This is a genomic window from Actinomadura sp. 7K507, assembly GCF_004348425.1.
In the GTDB taxonomy this organism is placed as follows: Bacteria; Actinomycetota; Actinomycetes; order Streptosporangiales; family Streptosporangiaceae; genus Spirillospora.
The window spans coordinates 17,709-33,714 of sequence record NZ_SMKK01000090.1 but is presented as its reverse complement, the minus strand read 5'-3'; the positions used below and the strand labels follow the sequence as shown (position 1 = coordinate 33,714).

General features: G+C 70.7%; 14 protein-coding genes. 5 read left to right on the top strand and 9 right to left on the bottom strand.

Annotated elements, in window-relative coordinates; genetic code table 11:
- From E1285_RS47475 to E1285_RS21225, 3 genes are all read right to left on the bottom strand, one after another.
- Nucleotides 1-993, bottom strand: a 993-nt coding sequence (locus tag E1285_RS47475) for an NYN domain-containing protein (protein WP_243722954.1), incomplete at its 3' end; no start/stop codon positions are given.
- A 460-nt stretch (nucleotides 994-1,453) separates the two neighbouring features.
- Nucleotides 1,454-3,082 (bottom strand): alkaline phosphatase D family protein, encoded by a 1,629-nt coding sequence (locus E1285_RS21230; protein WP_132154687.1) that lies wholly within the window; start codon nucleotides 3,080-3,082, stop codon nucleotides 1,454-1,456.
- 126 nt (nucleotides 3,083-3,208) lie between these two features.
- On the bottom strand, nucleotides 3,209-4,372 hold the full coding sequence (locus tag E1285_RS21225) for an RNA-guided endonuclease TnpB family protein (protein WP_132154685.1): 1,164 nt from the start codon (nucleotides 4,370-4,372) through the stop codon (nucleotides 3,209-3,211).
- A gap of 436 nt (nucleotides 4,373-4,808) precedes the next feature.
- On the opposite strand from E1285_RS21225, the gene E1285_RS21220 reads away from it, so the two are divergent.
- The 5 genes from E1285_RS21220 (at nucleotide 4,809) to E1285_RS21200 (ending at nucleotide 8,034) form a co-directional block, all read left to right on the top strand.
- Entirely contained in the window at nucleotides 4,809-5,516 is a 708-nt protein-coding gene (locus E1285_RS21220) for an SMI1/KNR4 family protein (protein WP_132154682.1), read from the top strand.
- 318 nt (nucleotides 5,517-5,834) lie between these two features.
- Nucleotides 5,835-6,218, top strand: coding sequence for a hypothetical protein (locus E1285_RS21215; protein WP_207946707.1), 384 nt, complete (start codon nucleotides 5,835-5,837; stop codon nucleotides 6,216-6,218).
- A gap of 1 nt (nucleotide 6,219) precedes the next feature.
- Nucleotides 6,220-6,942 (top strand): transcriptional regulator, encoded by a 723-nt coding sequence (locus tag E1285_RS21210; protein WP_132154680.1) that lies wholly within the window; start codon nucleotides 6,220-6,222, stop codon nucleotides 6,940-6,942.
- Between the two features lie 32 nt (nucleotides 6,943-6,974).
- Nucleotides 6,975-7,640, top strand: a complete 666-nt coding sequence (locus E1285_RS21205; protein ID WP_243722953.1) for a roadblock/LC7 domain-containing protein — start codon at nucleotides 6,975-6,977, stop codon at nucleotides 7,638-7,640.
- A gap of 22 nt (nucleotides 7,641-7,662) precedes the next feature.
- Entirely contained in the window at nucleotides 7,663-8,034 is a 372-nt protein-coding gene (locus tag E1285_RS21200) for a hypothetical protein (protein ID WP_132154678.1), read from the top strand.
- Between the two features lie 125 nt (nucleotides 8,035-8,159).
- On the opposite strand, the gene E1285_RS21195 is transcribed toward E1285_RS21200, so the two are convergent.
- The 6 genes from E1285_RS21195 to dnaK form a co-directional block, all read right to left on the bottom strand.
- Entirely contained in the window at nucleotides 8,160-8,723 is a 564-nt protein-coding gene (locus E1285_RS21195; RefSeq protein WP_132154676.1) for a dihydrofolate reductase family protein, read from the bottom strand.
- Nucleotides 8,724-8,892: 169 nt separating this feature from the next.
- On the bottom strand, nucleotides 8,893-11,490 hold the full coding sequence (clpB, locus tag E1285_RS21190; protein WP_132154674.1) for an ATP-dependent chaperone ClpB: 2,598 nt from the start codon (nucleotides 11,488-11,490) through the stop codon (nucleotides 8,893-8,895).
- A 21-nt stretch (nucleotides 11,491-11,511) separates the two neighbouring features.
- Complete coding sequence (locus tag E1285_RS21185) at nucleotides 11,512-11,958, bottom strand: helix-turn-helix transcriptional regulator (protein WP_132154672.1); 447 nt, start codon at nucleotides 11,956-11,958, stop codon at nucleotides 11,512-11,514.
- Nucleotides 11,959-11,962: 4 nt separating this feature from the next.
- The gene (gene dnaJ / locus E1285_RS21180) at nucleotides 11,963-13,138 is read right to left on the bottom strand and encodes a molecular chaperone DnaJ (RefSeq protein WP_132154670.1); all 1,176 of its coding nucleotides are present in this window, start codon (nucleotides 13,136-13,138) and stop codon (nucleotides 11,963-11,965) included.
- A 95-nt stretch (nucleotides 13,139-13,233) separates the two neighbouring features.
- Nucleotides 13,234-13,872: a nucleotide exchange factor GrpE gene (gene grpE, locus E1285_RS21175; protein ID WP_132154668.1), complete on the bottom strand. Its 639-nt coding sequence runs from the start codon at nucleotides 13,870-13,872 to the stop codon at nucleotides 13,234-13,236.
- Nucleotides 13,866-15,737 (bottom strand): molecular chaperone DnaK, encoded by a 1,872-nt coding sequence (gene dnaK, locus E1285_RS21170; RefSeq protein ID WP_132154666.1) that lies wholly within the window; start codon nucleotides 15,735-15,737, stop codon nucleotides 13,866-13,868. Before dnaK ends, grpE begins: the two co-directional genes overlap by 7 nt.
- Nucleotides 15,738-16,006: the final 269 nt, after the last annotated feature.

Below are 16,006 nucleotides of genomic sequence, written 5' to 3'. Positions count from 1 at the left end.
GCTGTAGGACGAGCCGCCCGACCCGCTGCCGTAAGACGGTGACGGGCTGCCGGACACGGTGCCATAGGACGGGCCGCCGGAGCCGCCGCCGTAGGAGGGGCCGCCGGAGCCGCCGCCGTAGGACGAGCCGCCCGATCCGCCGCCGTAGGACGAGCCGCCCGATCCGCCGCCGTAGGACGAGCCGCCGGTCCCGCCGGTCCCGCCGGTGGCGCCACCGGGCAGCGGCATCGGGCCGGTGCCCGCACCGGGGCCGTTCACGTTGCCGCTCATCGCCGGGCCGAGGTCGCGCACGGCCGGCGAGGGCGTCGCCGGCGGCTGGCCGCTGAGCGGGGACGCGGGCGGCGGCCCGTTGTGCGAGGCCGGCTGGAGGGCGCCGAGCGAACCGCCGTGGCCGTTGGAGCCGTGGCCGTTGGACAGCGGGCTCGTCCCGAGCGAGGACCCGGCCGTCCCGTCCATGCCGGCGAGCAGGTTGACGTACGGGCGCAGGTGGCCGGAGCCGATCTCGATGAGGTCGTCGCACTCCTGCCGCAGCACCCGGGAGATCGTCCAGTTGCCGTCGACGGCGACGTGCACGATGGTGATGCGGACGCCGAGGTCCTGGGCGTCGGCGACGACCTGGGCGAGGTCCTCGTCGCCGCTGACCAGGACGGCGTCGGTGAGCGCCCCGTTGCGGGCCAGGGTCATCAGGTCGCGGTGGATCTCGGAGTCGACGCCCTCGCGGCGGCCGGGGCGGATGCGGCCGAGCCGCAGCTTGAGGCCGGGCAGGTCGGCGAGCGCGTCGTGCTCGGGGGAGCGGCGGCCCTCGACCGTCGCCTCGTACCAGTAGCAGCGCAGGAGCGGCATGCCGGTCCGCTCCCTGGAGAGGTTGCCCAGGAGCTGCAGGAGGCCGCCGAAGTCCCACGAGACCGTCTCGCGATGGCGCGTGCCGTGCACCGCCATCGCGCCGTCGGCCAGTAGGTAGCCGGCGTCTACGAACAGCGCGCAGCGATCCATGCGACACCGCCCTTCCTCAACACGGGAGCTCACAGCGTGCCCATCCGGCGTAGTGTCCCCGGGGCGCGCCTATAGCGTAGTGAAGCGCGTATGCCCGGTAGGCCAATACGGCGATTCGCCACTCTTTCATGGCAGCACGCCGCTTGGCGACTCCCCGGTAACTCGGAAATCAGAAGCCGCGGCGGACGCTACCAGCCGATTCGGGCCGGCCCTGTCGTTCCCCATGATCTTTACGGGAAGAAGCAGGTCCGCGGTTCAATCCCGGGAGACTTGCGACCCGGCCTTCAACCGCCCATGGTGCGCGGCGCCGCGGGCGCCCTGGTGGCGGGACGTTCCGCGGCTTTCCGCGCGGCCTGGGGTGGGCCACGCCGTTTCGTGCTCGCATATTGTGACTGATTGACCACCAGTTGTTTTCGTTTCCGGCCGGGGCAGGGGATTTCCGGGCGAGTCGCGCAGCGGTTCAGCCGGTGACTTTCGCGCGGGCCATCTCGGCGAGTTCCCCGGCGTCCCGCGGAGTCTCCCAGCGCACGTCGCAATCGCGTCCCGAAAGTTCGACGGTGGCGATGGCGTTGTCGAACCAGGGGCCGTCGGTCATGCGCCAGTGCAGCGGCGGAACGGGCACCTTCGCCAGCCTCGCCAATACGCGGAACGGGCCGCGGACCGACCGGGTGTACGCCACCTGGTTGGCCCGGCGGAACACTCCCGCCAGCGGGTTGCGCAGCGGTGAGCAGACGACCTGCGAGATCTTCGACTCGGTGGCGGGCCCGGTGACCCGCGCCAGGTACGAGTAGTGGATGTCCCCGGACAGGAACGAGATGCTCGCCGGCGCCGGGCCGCGTTCACCGCGTCCGACGGCCAGGACATCGGCGGCCAGGGCGCGGAACGACTGCTCGAACGCCGCCCAGTGCTCCAGGTCGGCGGCCTGCCTGATCTTCTCCCCCAGTTTGGCCGCGGTCTTGCCCCAGGCGCCGCCGGCGACGGCCTCGTTCCACGACTCGGCGTGGTGGATCGCCGCGGGCAGCAGGTACGGGAGCGAGCTGGCGATGAGCAGGTGGTCCATGCCGCCCTGGCACTGGCCGTCCAGCCACTCGAACTCCTCGTCGTCGAGCATGCCGCGGCGGTCGGCGGTGAGGAGCCTGGAGCACCGGCTGTCGACGACGATCAGGCGGACACCGCCCCAGTCGTGCGCGTAGCTCCACCGCGTGCTGGCCGGTTCCTTGTCGGCCTTCACCGCGAACTCGTCGAGGACGGCGCCCGCGTCGCCGGTGCTGTCGGACGCCGTCCGCAGCGCCTTGTAGATCGGGTCGGCCGCGCGGTCCTGCGGCGACATGTTCCCGAGGTGCTGGTAGATCCAGTAGGAGCCGATCCCGCCGGTGATGCGGTCCTTCCACCAGGGCTGCGACCACATCTCCTCACGCCACGCGTAGGAGGTGTTCCAGTCGTCCCTGATGTCGTGGTCATCGAAGATGGTGAACGTCGGGACGGTGGACAGCAGCCACCGCACCGCCGGGTCGTCGTACCAGGCCAGCTTGTAGAGGTAGGTGTACTCCTCGTAGTCGGCGACCTCCTCGACGGGAAGCTCGCCCGGCGCGCGGTGCTGCCGGATGAACGCGCGCATCTCCTCTGTCAGCTCGTCGGCGTAGATCTGGTCGCCGACCATGAGCAGGATGTCCGGCCAGACGACGGAGTCATCGCCCTTGCGGAGCCGGTCGGCCATCGCGGTGAGCGCGTCGTACCCGAACTGCTCCACCGTCCCAGGCGAGCGGCGGCAGGACCCGAACGAGATCCGGAGCCCGCTGTCGGGGTCGAGCGTCCTGATCTGGGACGGCGGGAACCCGGTGTCTCCCTCGGGCCAGACGGTTTCGCCGTCGGCCACGACCTCGTAGGGGATCCGCGCGCCCGGTGCGAGCCCCTCGATCTCGACGAGCGCGTAGTGGTGGCCGTGCGCGGTGAACGTGCGGGCCCCGGCGTCCAGGCCGTGCTCCTGGTTGACGACCCGGACCTCGCAGGGACGGTCGGTCTCCACCCAGATCGTCGCGGTGTTGTGACTGACGTGCCGGAGGTGGGGTCCGAGTACCAAAACGGTCATGCCAGCCTCTTTAGCCGACCAAGACCCGCCACGTCCAGTCAGCTTCTCGGCCGTGAACGGGCCGAGCTTGCGGCTAGGTCCCGGCTGGGTGCCGGGGTGCCTGCCGCGTCCAGCACCCGGCCCCGGTCAGGGGTCGGGTGCAGGGGCGGATGACTGCCGCCCCGCATCCCATGCAACACTCGCCCGGTTGGCGATGTTGCGGGAAGCGTTGAGGTCTGCGTGCGCAACGACGCCGCAGCCCCGGCAGATGAACAAGGCCTGGCTCACCCGGTTGCGGCGGCTTACGTGACCGCAGTCGGCGCACCTCTGCGAGGTGTAGGCCGGGTCGACGAACACCACGGGGACGCCAGCGCGGCGGGCCTTGTAGCAGATGAAGGAGGCGAGCTGGGCGAACGCCCAGGAGTGGAATGCGGCCCGTTGGGGCTTGCGGTGCCGTACCCGGCTGCGGAGGCCCGTCAAGTCTTCCAGGGCGATCCCGTACCCGGTGCGTTCAGCCTCGGCCACGATCCGTTTCGACACACAATGATTGACGTCGGTGGCGCGCCGCCGCTCCCGGCGACGCTGCCGCTTCAGCACCCGCTTGGCGGCCTTGGTCCGCTTGTGCTGCAGCTTGCGGCGCAGCGCGGCCTGGCGGGCCCGGTGCCGGTTCAGCCCGCGCCCGGCCGCCCGGTACCCCGACGAGGTGGTCGCGATGTTGACGATGCCCAGATCCACCCCCACGAACCCGCCAGGATCGGCGTTCAGGGGCTCCTCCGGGACGTCGACGGTGACCAGCAGCAGCCACGTGCCGTCCCGGTACAGCAGGTCCGACTCGCCGCGCGGGCACTCGGCCAGCATCTTCTGGGTCTCGGCTGAGCAGGCGAAGGCGATGTCCTTGCAGCGGCCCCGGGTGGTCCAGATCGACACCGTCCCGGCGTCCGGTGCGATCGACAGGTTCCGCTGGTCGAACGGCTGTGCCGCGTCCGCCCGGAACACGATCGGTTTGCCCTGGGCGCGGGTGCGGCGCCGGGAGCCGGGCCTGCCAAGGTTCCCGGCGGCGATGTTGGCGTGCAGGGTGGTGTAGGCGTCGGCGACCTTCTTGATCACATGCTGGGCCGCCTGCGACCCGATCCCCGCCTCCCGCAACCCCTGGTAGGTGGCCTTGCGCAGGTCGAAGTTGCGGGTGGTGCCGGTGTCGGACGCGACCCGCGACACCCGGTTCGCCGCCGCGTTGCAGGCATGCAGGGTCTCGGCCAGCGCGGCGGCCTGGTCGGCCGTCGGCAGCAGCTTGACCTGCACCACCAACTTCATAGCGTGACTGTAGCATTACCCAACGACAACCCTCGCTTCACACAACAACCGGCCCGAGCGGCACCGGGCGCGCCGTACACCAGGGAAGCGATTCCTCCCGGCCCTGAAGCTGAAGGACTGGGGTTCCTAGTGAGAGCCAGCGAGTCGCCATTCGGCAGACTCGGTGCCTGGTAGCCGCCAGCAAGTGGGCACTTCTGGTTCCTGGACCCCAGAGTCCTGTAGCGAGATCGTGCCCCTGTTGGTCGGCCCGGAGAGTTGATCGCTGATAGATGTCGTGCGCGCCCCTGTGACGTGAGCCCTGCTTCATTAGGTTGCTGATGGTTCTCGCTAGAAGATCGCTGAACGCCAGAGGCGTAGCACCTTCGGCTTTTGCACGCTCCAGGCGGAACCGGTCAACCGCCAACGTGCCGGCGGTGACCGGAGTAGCTTCACGAGGGTGACGGATTCCTTCGACCTTGTCCGTGATCTCCCGTCCGCGCTGCGCGACCGGGCGGCCGCGTGGGTGTACATCCGCGGCTTCGCCGCCACATGGCGTACCCCGCTGGGCCCGGAAGACGGCACGCCGGAGGCGGCGCTGGCGGCGGTCGAGGCGGGCCTGGGCGTGCGCCTGCCCGCCGCCCTCCGCGAGGCATACGCGCTGTTCGGCCGCCGCGCCGACCTGCACAGCAACATGCACTCGCTGCTGGCCCCGGACGGGTTCTACGTGGACGACCGCAAGGAGGCCCTCGTCTTCCGTGAGGAGAACCAAGGGGCCGCGTCGTGGGGCGTCCTCCTCACCGACCTGGACAAGGCCGACCCGCCCGTTCGCATTCGCGCCGACCTCGCGGACCAGGAGGAGGAACGCTGGGAGGGCTGGCTGGACGCCTTCTCCGTGTCCTGCATCGAGATCGTGCTCTCGGAGGCGCTCCAGGCCGACGAGCCTGTGTGCGACCACGGCGACTTCGAGGACTTCGACGAACTCGAGCGCCGCTTCACCCGGCTGCCCTTTCCCGCGTATCCGGAAGGCGAGGAGGGCGAGGCCTTCTACGCCGGTCCGGGCCTTCTCCTCTGCGACGGCGGAGGCTGGCTCTCCGTCCGCGCCCGGGACGAGGAGACCCTCGACCGTTTCCGGGACGACTTCCCCGCCGAGTGGCTGAACGGCTGACCAAGGCCCTTAACGGCCGACCACACGGCCCCTTAACGCACTCCGCGCCTTCCGACCGCACCGCGGACCGCGCCGCGGACCGCGCGTCGGTCGGCGACGCCTGGGCGCGTGGTGCGGCTGTTTACGGGCGTGCCGGAACATCCGCAGAGGGGCAGCCCGTTTCGGGTGGAAATCGGCATTACCGGCCCTGACCGCTTTGCATACTGGGTGGTATTTATGCCCCGATCAATCGGAGTCATGTGGATTCAACTGATTGGCCTTGCGTGAGGCAAAGTTCGGTCTAAGGTCGAGTTCCTGCAACTCTCATTCGGTGGGGGAATGGGCGTGCGCATTGACGACTGCCTTGCGCGGATGATGACGATTCCGGGCGCGCAGCGGGTGACGCTGGTCGACTGCGCCAGCGGGCTCGCCGTGGCCGCGGCGGGACGGGAGGACCTCATCGACCAGCATGAGGACGCCGCCGGCGCGACCGATGTGGTGCGGGCCGTGCTCACCTCGCCCGCGCTCAGCGCCACCGCGTCCGGGGACGACGTCGAGGAGATCATCGTCTGCGGAACGGACGGATACCACCTATTGGCCCTCACGGGAGCGGACCTCGACGGCCATCTCTTCGTCCATTTGCTACTCGACCGGGAAAAGGGCAATCTTGCGCTCGCCCGGCTGCGCATGCGCGACCTCGTCGGCGAAATGACGGGCGGCTGACGTGGCGGGCGGGAACGCCGGGGGGATTGCGGACGTCCTCGGTTCGCTGGAGCGCGAACGGTCCACCGGCGCGCTGCGCGTGGGCGACGAGGGTGTGCTCCACATCGTGCGCGGGTCCGTCGCCGGCGCCGAGAGCCGCCACGCGCCCGGCCTCAGCGGACCTGATCCGGAGTCGGCGGCGCTGCTGGCGATGTTCGACGCCGCCTACTTCCTGCTCGGCTCGGCGGCCGAGCCGGTGTTCACCGAAGGGCCGGCGAACGCGTCGTCCCGGCGTGTCACGGCGGCCACGCTCGTGCACGAGCAGCGCAGGCGCCGCGCCATGCTCGACGCGGCCTGGCCGGACGGGGCCGTGGACGTCGCCCCGGTGGTCCCGGTACGGCGGGTCCGGCGGCAGCGCGTCATCCTGACCGGCCTCCAAGCGGAGATCCTGCTCAACGCCGACGGGCGGAGCACTCCGGCGCAGCTGGCGCGCGAGCTCGGGCGGACCGCCTTCGCCTGCCTGCTCGCCGTCCGCGGGCTCGCCGCGGCGTCGCTGCTGAGGATCGAGCTCCCGGAAACCGTGCCGCCGCCCGTGCCGTCGCCTGCGCCGGGTCCGCCCGTGCAGGGTCCGCCCGTGCCGGCTCAGTCCGAGCCGTCCGAGCGGACGGAGATCCAAGCGGAGTGGGCGCCGCCCGACCACGACCTGCTCAACCGGCTCCGGACGGCGCTCGCGGAACTCGGCTGACCGTGCGGACCCTGATCGAAAGGCTGACAAAGGTGGCGAAACGAGCGGGGACGGCGGCGCCGGCGGCGCGGCCGCATGAGGCCGAGGTGACGGCCGAGCTGAGGATGCTCCGGGCCCGCGTCCCGCAGCTCACCGGGGCCCTGGTGGCGTCGGTGGACGGGCTGCTCATCGCGCGGGACCTGCCCGCGTCCGTCGAACCGTCCGGGATGGCGGCCGTGACCGCGACGGGCCTGTCGCTGGCGCACCGGATCGCGCAGACCGCGCACGGCGGCGCGTTCCACGAGGTCGTGATCCGCGGCGTGGACGGCTACGTGGTCATCTACGCCGCCGGGCCGACCGCGTCCCTCACCGTCCTCGCGGGCCCGTCCGTCAACGTCGGGCGGCTCCACCTGGAATCGCGTCCCACCGCCCGCGCCATCGCCGCGCACCTCACGGAAACGCACAGCGCCGCCCCCCACAGCGCCGCTCCCCACAGCGCCGCCTCCCACAGCGCGGACGCCCACAGCGCGGACGCCCACAGCGCGGACGCCCACGGCACGGATGCCCGCAGCACGGATTCCCACAGCACGGGCACGCGCGGCAAGAGCCCGCGCGGGACCACCACGCGCGGCACCGGCGCACGCGGCACCGGCACCGGCACGCGCAGTACGAGCACGCGCGGCACGGGAACGCGCGGCACGAACACCAACCGCACATGACAACCACCGAAAGGGGAGCACGATGTCCAACCTGGATCTCGCGCTGAAGGACATGATGACGATCGACGGGGCGATCGGCGTCGCCGTCGTCGACTACAACAGCGGGATGGCGCTGGGCCAGCTCGGCAGCTCCAAGGCCCTCGACCTCCAGGTCGCCGCCGCCGGCAACACCGAGGTCGTCCGCGCGAAGCTCCGCACGATGGAGCAGCTCGGAATCAAGGAGGAGATCGAGGACATCCTCATCAGCATCTCCAGCCAGTACCACATCATCCGCCCGGTGACCGGGCGCAAGGGCAAGGGCCTGTTCCTCTACATCGCCCTCGACCGGAACCGTGCCAACCTCGCCCTGGCCCGCCACCGCCTCCGCGACATCGAGGAAAACCTGGAGGTCTGACACAGGCGTGCCCGCCGTCCCCGGGGCCGGGCCGGGGGCGGCGGGCGCATACGTGAACGTGAGCCCCGGACCGATCGTCGCGCGCCGGCTCCGAGGCCACGCGCGGCCCGCAGTGGGGCCAGCGGCTAGCGTCCCTTTGGGCGGTAGGTCCGTCCGAAGCTACGCGGACTGTCCTCGTAGATCTCGACCAGCTCCCAGTCGATCCGGCGCCCACCGGGGACGTCGAAGATGCGGGTGCCGTCGCCGAGGAAGACCGGGGCGACGAAGACCTGCAACTCGTCGATGAGGTCGTGTTCGAGCGCCTGCCGGGCGATGTCGGCGCTGATGATCTGCACGTCCCTGTCGCCGGCGATCTCCTGGGCGCGACGGACCGCCTCCACGATGTCGCAGTTCAGCGGGACGACGGCCGGGTCGTCGGCGAGTTCCTCCGGGCGGTGGGTCAGGATGAACTCGGTCCCGGACCATGCGCCGCCGTAGGCGGCGGAGGTCGTCTCGTCCCGCTCGTCCTGCTGAGCCTTCGCCGCGTCGTAACCCGCCCGGCCGGAGATGATCACTGCGACGTCTCCCGCCATACGCTCCGTGGTGCCCTCGGCCAGCGGCTCCCCGGCGGACATCCAGCTCATGTCGTGGCCGGGTCCGGCGATGAAGCCGTCGATCGAGCACGTGAATCCCCAGGCGACCTTGCCCATACATCTCCCCTCGCCGGTCGGCGACCCCGCCGACCTTCGGTCCGGCTCTCCGGAGTGACATCCTCCAGAAGTGAAGACCGTCCCGGACGCCGTAACTCATCGGCGCGTGCCCGTCGAGCCGACAGACCCGCGGGCGGCGTGATCGGCCGCCCGCGGGAGGGTGCCGCGGCTATTTCGTGAGGGTGAGGCCCTGTGCGGGGGCTACGGTCAGCTTGTCGGCGGCCTCGTCCAGGTCCACGACGACCTCGTCGCCGTCGCGGACTTCGCCGGAGAGCAGTTCGCGGGCCAGCTGGTCGCCGATCGCCGTCTGCACGAGGCGGCGCAGAGGGCGTGCCCCGTACAGCGGGTCGTAGCCGGTCAGGGCCAGCCACTCGCGGGCCGCGTCCGACACGTTCAGCGTGAGCTGCCGCTCCGCGAGCCGCTCGGCGAGCTGGTCGACCTGGAGGTCCACGATCTTCGTCAGCTCGGCGGTGGACAGCGCGTCGAACAGGATGACGTCGTCCAGGCGGTTGAGGAACTCCGGCTTGAACGAGTTCCGGACGGCGTTCCAGACCGCCTCGCGCTTCGCGCCGTTCTCCAGCGTCGGGTCGACGAGGAACTGCGACCCGATGTTGGACGTGAGGATCAGGATCGTGTTGCGGAAGTCGACCGTGCGGCCCTGCCCGTCGGTCAGGCGGCCGTCGTCGAGGACCTGGAGGAGGATGTCGAACACCTCGGGGTGCGCCTTCTCCACCTCGTCCAGCAGCACCGCCGAGTACGGGCGGCGCCGGACGGCCTCGGTGAGCTGCCCGCCCTCCTCGTAGCCGACGTATCCGGGCGGGGCGCCGACGAGCCGGGCCACGCTGTGCTTCTCGGAGTACTCGCTCATGTCGATGCGGGTGATCGCCCGCTCCTCGTCGAACAGGAACTCCGCGAGCGCCTTCGCCAGCTCCGTCTTCCCGACGCCGGTCGGGCCGAGGAACAGGAACGAGCCGGTCGGACGGTCCGGGTCGGAGATGCCCGCGCGGGCGCGGCGGACCGCGTCCGACACCGTGCGGACGGCCGCGGCCTGCCCGATGAGGCGCCTGCCCAGCTCGTCCTCCATGCGCAGCAGCTTCGCCGTCTCGCCTTCGAGGAGGCGCCCGGCGGGGATGCCCGTCCAGGACGCGACCACATCGGCGACGTCGTCCGGGCCGACCTCCTCCTTGACCATCGCGTCACGGTTCTCGGCGGCCTCGGAGGCCTCCTCCAGCTGCTTCTCCAGCTCGGGGATCTCGCCGTAGGTGAGCCGCGCGGACGTCTCCAGGTCGCCGTCGCGCTGGGCGCGCTCCGCCTCGCCGTGGAGCTGGTCGATCCGCTCCTTGATCGCGCCGACGCGGTTCAGGCTCGCCTTCTCCTTGTCCCAGCGCGCGACGAGACCCGTCAGATGCTCCTGCTTGTCGGCCAGGTCGGCGCGGAGCCGGTCGAGCCGCTGCCGGGACGCCTCGTCGGTCTCCTTGGAGAGGTTCATCTCCTCCATCTTGAGCCGGTCGACGTTGCGCTGCAGCTCGTCGATCTCCACCGGCCGGGAGTCGATCTCCATGCGGAGGCGGGACGCGGCCTCGTCGACCAGGTCGATCGCCTTGTCCGGCAGGTACCGGGACGTGATGTAGCGGTCCGACAGCGCCGCCGCCGACACCAGCGCCGAGTCGTTGATCTGCACCTTGTGGTGCGCCTCGTAGCGGCCCTTCAGCCCGCGCAGGATCGCGATCGTGTCCTCGACCGTCGGCTCGCCGACGAACACCTGCTGGAACCGGCGCTCCAGCGCGGCGTCCTTCTCGATCCGCTCGCGGTACTCGTCCAGCGTCGTCGCGCCGATCATGCGGAGTTCGCCGCGGGCCAGCATCGGCTTCAGCATGTTGCCGGCGTCCATCGCGCCCTCGGCCGCGCCCGCCCCGACGACGGTGTGCAGCTCGTCGATGAACGTGACGATCTGCCCTTCGCTCTCCTTGATCTCGTGCAGGACGGCCTTCAGCCGCTCCTCGAACTCGCCGCGGTACTTCGCGCCCGCGACCATCGCGGACAGATCCAGCGAGACGAGCTTCTTGCCGCGCAGCGACTCGGGGACGTCCCCCGCGACGATGCGCTGCGCCAGGCCCTCCACGACGGCCGTCTTGCCGACGCCGGGCTCACCGATCAGCACCGGGTTGTTCTTCGTCCGCCGCGACAGCACCTGCACGACCCGGCGGATCTCCGGGTCGCGCCCGATCACCGGGTCGAGCCGCCCGTCGCGGGCCGCCGCCGTCAGGTCGACGCCGTACTTCTCCAGCGACTGGTAGGTGCCCTCCGGGTTCTCGCTGGTGACCCGGGCGTGCCCGCGCACCTTCTCGAACGCGTCCAGCAGCGCCTTCGGCGTGGCGCCGAACTCCTTCAGCAGCCCCGCCGCCGGGCCGCCGTCGGCGGCCAGCCCGACCAGCAGATGCTCGGTCGAGACGTAGTCGTCCTCCAGCTGCTTCGCCCGGTTCGCCGCCGTGTTGATCGACCGCTGGAGCTGCCCCGACAGCCGCGGCGTCGCCACCGTCGAGCCCTGCGCCTTCGGCTTGGCGGCGAGCTGCTCCTCGGCCTGCCGCCTGATCGCCTGCCAGTCCGCGCCGACGGCCTCCAGCAGCGGCACCGCCGTCCCGTCCGCCAGGCCGATCAGCGCCACCAGCAGGTGCTGCGGCTCCACCTCGGGGTGTCCCTCGGCCGCGGCCCTCCGGACCGCGACCGACACCGCCTCCTGACTCTTCTGCGTCAGCTTGTAGTCCATGTCCCCAGTCCCCGTGGATTCCTAGTCCCGGTCGCGCTCGTGCCAGACCACAACGCTCGTGTGCCTGATGGGCACCAGGTCAGAGCCGGGAGTACCACCTTGTTCCCCGTGCCGCCGCTGCTGCGCCAGCCGCGCGGCGACGGAACGGGTCGATTCGAGTTCGTTGGCGAGCTCCTCCAGCGCCGCGTGCGCCTTGCCGAGCTCCTCGCGGAGCCGCACGTTGTCGCGCTGCAGCTCCAGGATGTGCTTGATGCCGGAAAGGTTGATGCCCTCCTCCTGCGAGAGCCGCTGGATCTCGCGGAGCATCACGATGTCGCGCATCGAGTAGCGGCGGCCCCGTCCCGGCGACCGGCCGGGGGACACCAGCCCCATCCGGTCGTAGGTCCGCAGCGTCTGCGGATGCAGCCCGGACAGCTGCGCCGCCACCGAGATCACATAAACCGGAGTGTCGTCACCGAACGGGTCCATGCCCTCACTCCTGCTTGGCCTGCTGGAGGAGTTCGGCGCGCAGGTCGTCGCCGGTGCCCGCCTCGCGCAGCCGGACGAGCGCCTCCCGCGCCTGGTCGTCGAGCTTCTGCGGGACCTGGACGTCGACCGTGACGAGCAGGTCGCCCTTGGTGCCGTCGCGGCGGGTGGCGCCGCGGCCCTTCACCCGGAACGTGCGGCCGTTCGGCGTGCCCTCCGGCAGGCGCAGCGTGACGGGCTGCCCCTGGAACGTCGGCACCTTGATCTCCGCGCCCAGCGCCGCCTCCGGGAACGTCACCGGGACCGTCGCCGTGAGGTTGTCGGCGGCGCGGCCGAACACCGGGTGCGGCTTCACCTTGATGTTGACGTACAGGTCGCCCTGCTGGCCGCCGTTCTCGCCCGGCGCGCCCTTGCCCTTGAGCCTGATCTTCTGGCCGTCGGCGACGCCCGCCGGGATCCGCGCCTGGATCGTGCGGGTGCCGGTGGCGCGCCCGCTGCCGTTGCAGATCGGGCACGGGTCGTCCACGACGAGGCCGCGGCCGCGGCACTCCCGGCACGGCTCCTGGAAGCCGAAGTTGCCGAGGTTGCGGGTCTCGTGCCCGGTGCCCTCGCAGCTCGGGCACACCCGCGGCACGGTGCCCGCCTTCGCGCCGGTCCCCCGGCAGCCGTTGCAGGCGGCCTCGCTGGTCAGCTTGATCGGCACGGTCACGCCGTTCATCGCGCGGCCGAACGACAGCGTCACCTCGGTCTCGACGTCCGCGCCGCGCCTGCCGCGCCGTGTCGTCCCCGTCGTGCGGGTGCCGCCGCCGCGGCCGAACAGGCCGCCGAACAGGTCGCCGATGCGTTCCCCGGTGCCGCCGGTCTGCGTCCCGGTGCCGCCTCCCTGCTGCCCGAACAGGTCGCCGAAGTCGAACGGGAAGCCGCCGCCCTGCTGGCCGCGGAAACCGCCCGGCATGGACCGCACCGAGTCGTACTCCTTGCGGCGCTTGTCGTCCGACAGGACGTCGTAGGCCTCGGAGACCTCCTTGAAGCGGTCCTCCGCCTCGGCGTCGCCCTTGTTGGTGTCGGGGTGGTACTTGCGGGCCAGCTTCCGGTAGGACTTCTTGATCTCCTCCTGCGAGGCCGTCTTCGCGACACCGAGGACCTTGTAGTAGTCCTTCTCCAGGTAGTCCTTGGTGCTCACGGCGCCCCGCCTTCTGCTATCGCCACTTGCCGCATGTCTTCACGTGCCCCCGCGGGGCCCGGCCCGGCCGTCCTGGCCGGGACGGGCCCAGGGGATCATTCACCGTCGTCGCCCGCCTCGCCGCCGTCCGGCTTCCCGGCGGCGTCCGGGTCGGGGTCGGCCACCGCGACGCGCGCGGCCCGCAGGATCCGCTCGCCGATGCGGTAACCGGGCTGGAGGACGTCCACCACACTCGTCTCCGTCACCTCGGGTGAGAGGGAGTGCATGAGCGCCTCGTGCACGGTCGGGTCGAAGGGCTCGCCCTTCTCGCCGTACCTCACCAGGCCGAGCTTGCCGGTGACCGCCTCCAGGCTCTCGGCGACGGACTTGAAGCCGCCGGTGAGCTCGTCGTGGTCACGGGCACGGCCGATGTCGTCCAGGACCGGGAGCAGCTCGGACAGCACCTGCCCGAGGGCCTGCTCGCGGACCGCGACCCGGTCGCGCTCGACCCGCCTTCGATAGTTGTCGTACTCGGCCTTGAGCCGCTGGAGGTCTGCGAGACGCTCCGACAGCTGGGTCTGTAGCGAGGAGACCTCCTCGGTGTCGACCTTGGCGCCCCCGTTGGCCGGGGCCTCCGGGGCAGGCGGCGCCGCCGCCTGCTCCCGGACTTCCCCCGTTTCGGGATCGATGCGCCGCTTGTCGCGGATCACCGGGCCCTCCTTCTCCTCGCCCTCGTCAGGGGAGGACGTCACGATGCATCACCCTTCGGCTTGTCCTCGTCCACGATCTCGGCGTCGACGACCTCGTCGTCCTGCTGGTCGCCGCCCTGGTCGCCGGCGGTCGGGCCGGCGTCCTCGCCGCCCGGCTGCTGCTGCGCGCCCTCGGGGTTCTGCGCGTACATCGCCGCGCCCATCTTCTGGCTGACCTGCGCCAGCTTCTCGGCGCTGCCCTTGATCGCGTCGACGTCGGTGCCCTCCAGGGCCTTCTTGACCTCGGCGACCGCGTCGTTGACCTCGGTCTTCATCTCCTCGGGGACCTTCTCGTCGTTCTCCCGCAGGAACTTCTCGGTCGAGTACGCGAGCGTGTCGGCCTGGTTGCGGACCTCGGCCTCCTCGCGGCGCTTGCGGTCCTCCTCGGCGTAGTCCTCGGCGTCGCGCATCATCTTCTCGATGTCGTCCTTCGGCAGCGCGCTGCCGCCGGTGATGACCATCGACTGCTCGCGGCCGGTGCCCTGGTCCTTCGCGCTGACGTTCACGATGCCGTTGGCGTCGATGTCGAAGGTGACCTCGATCTGCGGGACGCCGCGCGGCGCCGGGGGCAGACCGGTGAGCTGGAACGTGCCGAGCTTCTTGTTGTACGCGGCGATCTCGCGCTCGCCCTGGTAGACCTGGATCTCCACGGACGGCTGGTTGTCGTCGGCGGTGGTGAACGTCTCCGACCGCTTGGTCGGGATCGTGGTGTTCCGCTCGATGATCTTGGTGAAGATGCCGCCCTTGGTCTCGATGCCGAGGCTCAGCGGGGTCACGTCCAGCAGGAGGACGTCCTTGACCTCGCCCTTGAGCACGCCGCCCTGGAGGCTGGCGCCGATCGCGACGACCTCGTCCGGGTTGACGCCCTTGTTCGGCTCCTTGCCGCCGGTCAGCTCCTTGACCAGCTCGGACACCGCGGGCATCCGGGTCGAGCCGCCGACCAGGACGACCTGGTCGATCTTGTCGAGGCTGATGTCGGCGTCCTTCAGCACCGAGTGGAACGGCGCCTTGGTCCGGTCGAGCAGGTCGGAGGTCATCCGCTGGAACTCGGCCCGGGTGAGCTTCTCGTCCAGGTGCAGCGGGCCCTCGGCCGACGCGGTGATGTACGGCAGGTTGATCTGCGACTCGGACGAACCGGACAGCTCGATCTTCGCCTTCTCCGCGGCCTCCCGGAGCCGCTGCAGGGCCATCTTGTCCTTGCTCAGGTCGACGCCGTTGGCGTTCTTGAACTTCTCGACCAGCCAGTCGACGACCTTCTGGTCCCAGTCGTCGCCGCCCAGGTGGTTGTCGCCGCTGGTGGCCTTGACCTCGACCACGCCGTCGCCGACCTCCAGCAGGGACACGTCGAACGTGCCGCCGCCCAGGTCGAAGACCAGGATCGTGGCCTCGTTCTCCTTCTCCAGGTGGTAGGCCAGCGCCGCCGAGGTCGGCTCGTTGATGATGCGCAGGACGTTCAGCCCCGCGATCTGGCCGGCCTCCTTGGTGGCCTGGCGCTGGTGGTCGGAGAAGTACGCGGGCACGGTGATGACCGCGTCGGTGACCGTCTCGCCCAGGTAGGACTCGGCGTCCCGCTTCAGCTTCTGGAGCACGAACGCGCTCATCTGCTGCGGGTTGAAGTCCTTGTCGTCGATCTTGGTCTTCCAGTCGGTGCCCATCTCGCGCTTGACCGACCGGATCGTCCGGTCGACGTTGGTCACCGCCTGGCGCTTGGCGACCTCGCCGACCAGGACCTCCCCGTTCTTGGCGAACGCGACGACGGACGGTGTGGTCCGCGACCCCTCCGCGTTCGCGATGACGGTGGGCTCGCCGCCCTCCAGAATCGCGACGACCGAGTTGGTCGTCCCGAGGTCGATGCCGACCGCACGTGCCATGTTCTCGTCCTCCGTCGTTTCCGTTATCGCGCCCCGGTCGCCCCCGGGGTGCGGCCGGTTCGGTTGCTCGTCCGCAAGGTTGCCCGGCCGTTCCATTGTTGTCAAATGACTTGAGTCGCAGAGACTCAACTTTGCTGCCGTTCTCTCCAACAGGACGATTGAGCCGTCTATTCCGGTTCCCAGAATCGGGCCCCCGGAACAGAGATCGGCCCCTGGGAGGAGGACCGGGCCGCTCCCGTCCGCCGAGAGGACGACGCCGTGAAAGCCGC